This window comes from Effusibacillus consociatus (genome assembly GCF_042652925.1).
Taxonomy (GTDB): Bacteria; Bacillota; Bacilli; order Tumebacillales; family Effusibacillaceae; genus Effusibacillus; species Effusibacillus consociatus.
Genome location: NZ_JBHSHC010000031.1, coordinates 21123 through 27122 on the forward strand (window position 1 = coordinate 21123; position 6000 = coordinate 27122).

The following is a 6000-nucleotide window of genomic DNA, read 5'->3' on the forward strand; positions in this document are numbered from 1 at the left end:
GAAAATTTGTTCGCACTCCTGTGCAAGGGGGGAATTGTTGATGAAAAAAATGATTTCATGCTTAACCGGCGCTCTATTGATATTGAGTGTTGCAACAGGGTGTACCAGTTCGACAGAAAATGCGAGAACTCCAGGAACTGGGGGAGACATGAAAGAGCAGAAATTTGTAACTATCGCAACCGGCGGAAGTTCCGGTCCATATTACACGCTTGGAGGGGCTTTGGCCAGGATATACCAAGAGAAACTTGGCTATCATACATCCGTTCAATCTACAGATGGAACAGTCGAGAACATTAACCTGTTAAAGGCCAAGAAAGCGGATATAGCGTTTGGAATGTCCGATGTTGCATCCTTCGCATATAAAGGGGAAGAAAACTTTAAAGACAGTGGTCCTGTAACAGACCTGAAAGCAATCGCGGGGCTTTATCTGAATTATGTTCAAATTATTGCCTTGAAGGAAAAGAATATTAAGTCCGTTGCAGATTTGAAAGGAAAGCGGGTTGGTGTAGGCGCTCCCAACAGTGGGGTGGAAGTTAACGCCCGTATAGTTCTAGGGGGTCACGGCATTACCTACAACGATATAAAGCCTGACTATCTCTCTTATGCAGAGGCCATCGAGCAGTTGAAAAACGGCACGATCGATGCATCTTTTGTAACTTCCGGTTTGCCGAATTCGGCGGTAATCGACCTGTCAAAAGAAAAGACTGTCGAGATTGTACCGATCCAAGCAGCCGATATAGAAAAAATGACCAAACAATTTCCGTTTTTCGTTCAAGCGGAGATTCCGCCCGGCGTGTATAAGAACGAAAAACCGATTCCGACAGCAGCGATCCGTAACATTCTTTTGGTCCGTGGTGATCTTTCGGAAGAGAAGGTTTATAAAATAACCAAATTGTTTTTCGAGAATTTGGGAGATTTGCAAGCTGCCCACAGTGCCGCAAAGGAAATCGATGTGAACCATGCATGGAAGAATCTGGTCGTACCCCTCCACCCGGGTGCGGAAATATATTACAAAGAGGTAGGGAAGCTTTAATTGACGTCGCACCGGTACTTCAAGAGGAGGATTTAACTCTGTACGATTTTTGTCAAATATTTGTTGGGACTTGACATTATCCGCCAGGATAAGTAAGATACATCCTAACTGAACATATCGAGCTATGATCTGTCGAAGGGAAAAAGTAACGAGGTTTTGCCTGGCCAGAGAAAAGACGTCGCGGCTGGAAACGTCTTTGCAGTGCTTCCTTGTGAATGACATCCTGGAGGACCCTCTGTGAACCATCATATTGCTGATCGTTTGGCATACAGGTGCAGTAGCAGACGGGCGCGGCCGGGCGTTATCGGTAAGTGGAAGCTTTATGCAGGATAAGTAAGGCTTCAATAAGGGTGGTACCACGGGAATTAACCTCTCGTCCCTATCGGGATGAGGGGTTTTATTTATTGGAGGGATTTTGTGATGTTTACAAACAAGCCGCGGGGAACGTACGACATACTTCCCGGTGAAGTGGAAAAATGGCAGTTCGTTGAAAAGGTAGCGCGCGATCTTTGCCGACGGTACAACTACCACGAGATTCGCACCCCGATGTTTGAGCACACGGAGTTGTTTGCTCGCGGTGTGGGAGAGACAACGGATATTGTGGCGAAAGAAATGTACACATTTACGGATCGGGGCGATCGGAGCCTCACTCTCCGGCCGGAAGGGACCGCCGGGGCAGTGCGTTCGTTCGTTGAAAACAAATTGTACGGGCTTCCCCAACAGCCGACAAAGCTGTATTACATGGGCCCGATGTTCCGTTACGAACGTCCGCAAGCCGGTCGAAACCGTCAGTTTGTCCAGTTTGGGGTGGAGGCGCTCGGCTCCGATCACCCGAGCATGGACGCTGAAGTTCTGTCGTTGGCGATGACTTTGTTGGTCGAGGTAGGGATACGGAACCTGTCTCTGGAGATCAATTCTGTCGGCTGCCCGGAATGCCGGCCTGTGTATCGGGAACAGCTTAAGAAGTTTTTTGCTGATAAGCTGGATGAGCTATGCGAGGACTGCAACAACCGGTATGATCGGAATCCGATGCGGATCCTGGACTGTAAAGTGGATAAGGACAGGGTTGCGGACGCCCCTGTAATGCTGGATGACCTTTGTGAAGGTTGTCAGACTCACTTTGAACAGCTGCAGGGCTATCTCAAAGATTCAAACATTCCTTTTGTGGTGAACCCGCACATTGTCCGGGGGCTTGATTACTATACGAAGACCGCATTTGAGATTCTCGTCGACGGTTCGACCGTAATTGGCGGCGGGCGGTATAACGGGTTGGTTTCAGAATTAGGCGGCCCGGAAACGCCTGGCATCGGTTTCGGGTGCGGTGTGGATCGAGTGCTCTTGACGCTAGCCAACCAGAACGTGACGCTGCCGCTGGAGCAAGCTTTGGATGCGTTCGTTGTTGCTTTGGGCGAGGCAGCCGACCGCAAAGCCGTATCTTTACTTCAGGAGATGCGGGCGGCGGGGATGGCTGTCGAGAAGGATTATCTGGCTCGAGGCATGAAGGCCCAGCTAAAATCGGCCGATCGCCTGGGAGCCAAGCAAGTGATTATCCTGGGGGACGACGAGTTGGCACAAGGCATCGCAAACGTAAAAGACATGGAAACGGGCGAACAAATTACCGTACCGTTGGCGGAATTGATTCAAAAACTGCAGATGAGGAAGGGATAACACGATGGCTGATACAATCAAGGGAATCGGTTTGTATCGAACACATAACGCAGGTGAACTCCGTACCGGAGATGCAAATACAGAAGTGGTGTTAAGCGGTTGGATTGCCCGGCGCCGCGATCTGGGCGGAGTGATCTTTGTCGATCTTCGTGACCGGAGCGGAATTGTACAGGTAGTGTTCAATCCGGAGTTCTCTTCTCAGGAGCTGCTGATGCAAGCGGATAAGCTTCGGAATGAATATGTGGTTTCGATCAAAGGGAAGGTTGTAATCCGTGACGAAAGCACCATCAATCCGAAAATTGCTACCGGGGAAATCGAAGTGCAGGCAGTTCAAATGGAGATTCTGAACGCCGCAAAAAATCCGCCGTTCTATATTCAAGACAACGTGGACGTAGATGAGATGGTTCGGCTCAAATACCGCTATCTGGACTTGCGTCGCCCCGAAATGCAAAAGACGTTCGTTCTGCGTCACAAAGCGGTACAGCATGTTCGTTCTTTCTTGGACCGTCATGGTTTCCTGGATGTGGAAACCCCGATGCTCACCAAATCGACACCGGAAGGAGCTCGGGATTATTTGGTCCCAAGCCGTGTGCATCCTGGGGAGTTCTATGCATTGCCGCAATCTCCTCAATTGTTTAAGCAGTTATTGATGGTATCCGGCTTTGAACGGTATTATCAGGTTGCCCGCTGCTTCCGGGACGAAGATTTGCGTGCGGACCGTCAACCGGAATTCACCCAGGTCGACATTGAGATGTCGTTTATGCCGCTGCATGAATTCCATGATTTGATGGAAGAGATGATGGCGACTTTATTTAAGGAAACACTTAATATTGATATTCCGCGCCCGTTCCAACGGTTAACCTACAAAGAAGCTATGGACCGGTACGGATCGGATAAGCCGGACGTGCGTTTCGGGCTTGAATTAAAAAATATCTCGGAGATCGCTGCAACATGCGGACTTAAAGTGTTCCGCACAACGATTGAGAGCGGCGGGGTTGTAAAGGGCATCAATGCAAAGGGATGCGGCAATTACAGCCGGAAGCAGATCGACGAACTGGAAGAGTACGCAAAACGATACGGGGCAAAGGGCTTAGCCTGGATCGCGCTCACCGAAGAGGGCATCAAATCGACGATCGCCAAATTTTTCACAGAGGATGAAATCGAAGCGATCAAGGCATCACTGGAAGCGGAAACGGGAGATCTGCTGCTGTTCGTGGCCGACAAACCGAAAACGGTGGCTGATGTGCTTGGCAACCTGCGCTTGAAGCTTGGCAAGGATTTGAATCTGATCGAGGAAGGAACTTTCAAGTTCTTGTGGGTAACGGAATTCCCGCTGTTGGGGTATGACGAAGATGCGGGACGCTGGGTAGCGGAACATCATCCGTTCACAATGCCGATGTGGGAAGACATTGACAGGCTGGATTCCGATCCGGGAAGTGTTCGGGCGCAGGCGTACGATATGGTTCTCAACGGATTTGAGATTGGCGGAGGTTCGATGCGTATTTTCCGTCGGGAGATTCAAGAGAAGATGTTTAAGGCGCTTGGCTTTTCGATGGAAGAAGCGTATGAACAGTTTGGGTTCCTGTTGGATGCGTTCGAGTATGGTACGCCTCCGCACGGGGGAATCGCATTTGGCCTGGACCGGATCATTATGATCATGGCCGGACGCCAATCGCTGCGCGACACCATTGCCTTCCCCAAAACCCAATCGGCAAGCGACCCGATGACACAGGCACCTTCTGCAGTTTCACCGCGGCAGTTGGAAGAACTGCACATTCGAACCACGGCTAATGTTGAGGCAGCAGCCGGGAAATAGGATCATTGAGCAAGTCCCTAGACAAATTTTCTAGGGACTTTTTTGTCGTGCGAGCAAAACAACAGGCCGTAACATCAAGTGAATCCTGCACTTTTGTTCATGTGATGTTGAAGGAGGTAAGAGTGAGTGAATGCAGTAAACCCTCCTAACTACACCAAAGTAAAAACTCGACAACTTGAAAACACACTATATCTTGCGGCCAAGGAAAATTCAAAGCGCAGGTTTCACATACCACCCCTTATCAGCTCGGCGACAAATACCTAAACAAGATGGCAAAATGGGATCGCTAGGCATACCGATCATTCGAGATCGGGTGGTGCAAATGGCCGTGAAGATGGTATTGGAACTAATTTTCGAAGCGGACTTTTAAGAAATGCTCCTATGGCTTTCGCCTAAACGGGACGCACATGGAGCCATGCGACATATCCGCCGAGCCGTCAAAAAAGGTGGATTTTGGGTAGTCGATGTCGATATCACCGGATACTTTAACAATTTTCCGCACGAGAAACTGATGGCATTGGTAGAACAAAGAATAAGCGACAGACGGATTCTGAAGCTTATCCGCAAAAGTACCGTAATGCACAAGAAAGAAGAACATCGGAAAGCCGGGTGAGGGAAAACCTCACATCCGGTTTGATGCAGGGGGAACTAAAGTAAAGCGGGCACGCGCGCGCAATGAAATTTCAGTTCTCTACTCTACGAATCAAATCAAGAAACAAAGGTGAGGGGGAATTAAATAGCTCCCTCTGTTGTTTTATGAATTTGTTGTGAAATTTGAAAAAGAGGAAAATTTATGCAGGCGAGAAGCTCCGGGCTGTCGAAAAATGGAATATCAAGTTATTATGTCTACTTCACGTTTGAAAAATGGAGTTTACCAATTGGAGGATGATGCAATTGCGACTTTTGAAGTTTTTTCTAAAATGTTTTCTGGTGTTGGCTTTAATCACAGGCATTTTACCTGTATTACCTGCATCACAAGTTAGTGCGGACCCGGGTACATACACCAGAGTTGTGCCGTATCAATCGACTCCCGGTACACCAATTGCAATTGAATGGGACTTTGAATTGGACCATGTCACGAATATCGAAATTCATAAAGCAGATGGAACACTACTGAAAACAATCGTGGAGAATCAGTTTTTTAGTAAAGGCGATAACGTCCATTACTTTGATGGAACGATCGATGGGAAACCTTTGGAAGCGGGGATGTATTATGCTCGAATCGCTCCTCAGGATGAGTACAGGATGTACGCTACCAAAGCAACGTTTGAGATAACAGAAGAAGAGAAACAACCTTCTCCACCCATTTTTATATCTCCGACAGACGGAAGCCTCATCCAAGATCCGGGAACCGTTACAATTCGGATTGCAGGAGATACCCCTACCAAAGAAATCGAACTGACTATGAACGGCCAATCGATACCAACCAGAAGTGTGCGAGAACTTGAATGGGAAGCAACAGTAACATTGCCTCCCGACCAGG

General features: G+C 48.5%; 5 protein-coding genes and 1 other annotated feature. All 5 genes read left to right on the forward strand.

What is annotated here, in order from left to right; all coding sequences use genetic code 11:
* Window positions 1–40: 40 nt before the first annotated feature.
* On the forward strand, window positions 41–1033 hold the full coding sequence (locus ACFO8Q_RS05375) for a TAXI family TRAP transporter solute-binding subunit (protein WP_380024705.1): 993 nt from the start codon (window positions 41–43) through the stop codon (window positions 1031–1033).
* 123 nt (window positions 1034–1156) lie between these two features.
* Window positions 1157–1417: a binding site (T-box leader), on the forward strand.
* Between the two features lie 36 nt (window positions 1418–1453).
* A complete protein-coding gene (hisS, locus tag ACFO8Q_RS05380) occupies window positions 1454–2701 on the forward strand; it encodes a histidine--tRNA ligase (protein WP_380024706.1) in 1248 nt (415 codons plus the stop codon).
* A gap of 4 nt (window positions 2702–2705) precedes the next feature.
* Complete coding sequence (gene aspS / locus ACFO8Q_RS05385; protein WP_380024707.1) at window positions 2706–4517, forward strand: aspartate--tRNA ligase; 1812 nt, start codon at window positions 2706–2708, stop codon at window positions 4515–4517.
* A gap of 415 nt (window positions 4518–4932) precedes the next feature.
* Window positions 4933–5130 carry a hypothetical protein gene (locus ACFO8Q_RS05390; RefSeq protein WP_380024708.1) on the forward strand — a complete coding sequence of 66 codons (198 nt, stop codon included), beginning with the start codon at window positions 4933–4935 and terminating at the stop codon, window positions 5128–5130.
* 281 nt (window positions 5131–5411) lie between these two features.
* Window positions 5412–6000 (forward strand): hypothetical protein (locus ACFO8Q_RS05395; RefSeq protein ID WP_380024709.1); only part of this gene is annotated, 589 nt, incomplete at its 3' end.